Source organism: Bradyrhizobium sp. BRP56, from assembly GCF_020194035.1.
In the GTDB taxonomy this organism is placed as follows: Bacteria; Pseudomonadota; Alphaproteobacteria; order Rhizobiales; family Xanthobacteraceae; genus Bradyrhizobium; species Bradyrhizobium australafricanum.
Map to the genome: position 1 here is coordinate 1 of NZ_JADYVV010000190.1, position 624 is coordinate 624.

The following is a 624-nucleotide window of genomic DNA, read 5'->3' on the forward strand; positions in this document are numbered from 1 at the left end:
CCCGCCGCCGTCAGAACGGGGAGCATGTTATGTTTTCGACGTAGCCCATCTGGGTGAGATTCTGAACGTCAGCCGGACCGAGCGGGTTGACGATAAAGCGCCTGGCTCTGATGTCCCGCAAGACCCAGCGAAGTCGGATGGCTTCGTCCAGGGGCAAGCTCTTCAATTCACCCATGCGGCCATGTCATCCGTTCTGTCACGCTGCGCGAGCGGGTTGCTCAGGCTGCCGACGCTTGTCCAGCAGCAGCTGCTCTTCGTTGATGCGTTGGCGAAAGCGCTCGCGCTCCCGTTCCGAGGTCGCGGTAGCCAGGAGATACTGGTATTGGTCGATGATCTTCTCGCTGCCGCGAATAAGTGTCATTTGAAGGTCGATCATGGATGGCCTTTTCCCGATGTTCTGGCCGTCGGGATAGACGTCAGACACGTACCGATGGGGGGTACGTCAGACGCCACGCGTTGCACGGCTTCGAGCTCCTCGCCGATGCGCCTTTCGATGAACTGACGCTCCAAGTCGGAAAGCTGCGTTTTCGGGAGTCGCCGATAACGCCAGATGTTGTTACGATGCGATCGAAGTTGCTCGAGCCGCTGATCGATCAATCTGGAGTGTCGCTTCTCCATCGGGCC

2 protein-coding genes are annotated in these 624 nt (G+C 59.0%); both read right to left on the reverse strand.

The window, feature by feature from the left end; genetic code table 11:
* Positions 1-196: 196 nt before the first annotated feature.
* Complete coding sequence (locus tag I6F38_RS43315; protein WP_069277449.1) at positions 197-376, reverse strand: hypothetical protein; 180 nt, start codon at positions 374-376, stop codon at positions 197-199.
* On the reverse strand, positions 373-624 hold a 252-nt coding region (locus I6F38_RS43320; RefSeq protein ID WP_225164705.1), incomplete at its 5' end, for a hypothetical protein. The genes I6F38_RS43320 and I6F38_RS43315, both read right to left, overlap by 4 nt.

What these genes read in the sequence shown, in the direction of transcription:
- I6F38_RS43315 (WP_069277449.1), bottom strand. Translation starts at nt 376, where the DNA reads ATGATCGACCTTCAAATGACACTTATTCGCGGCAGCGAGAAGATCATC.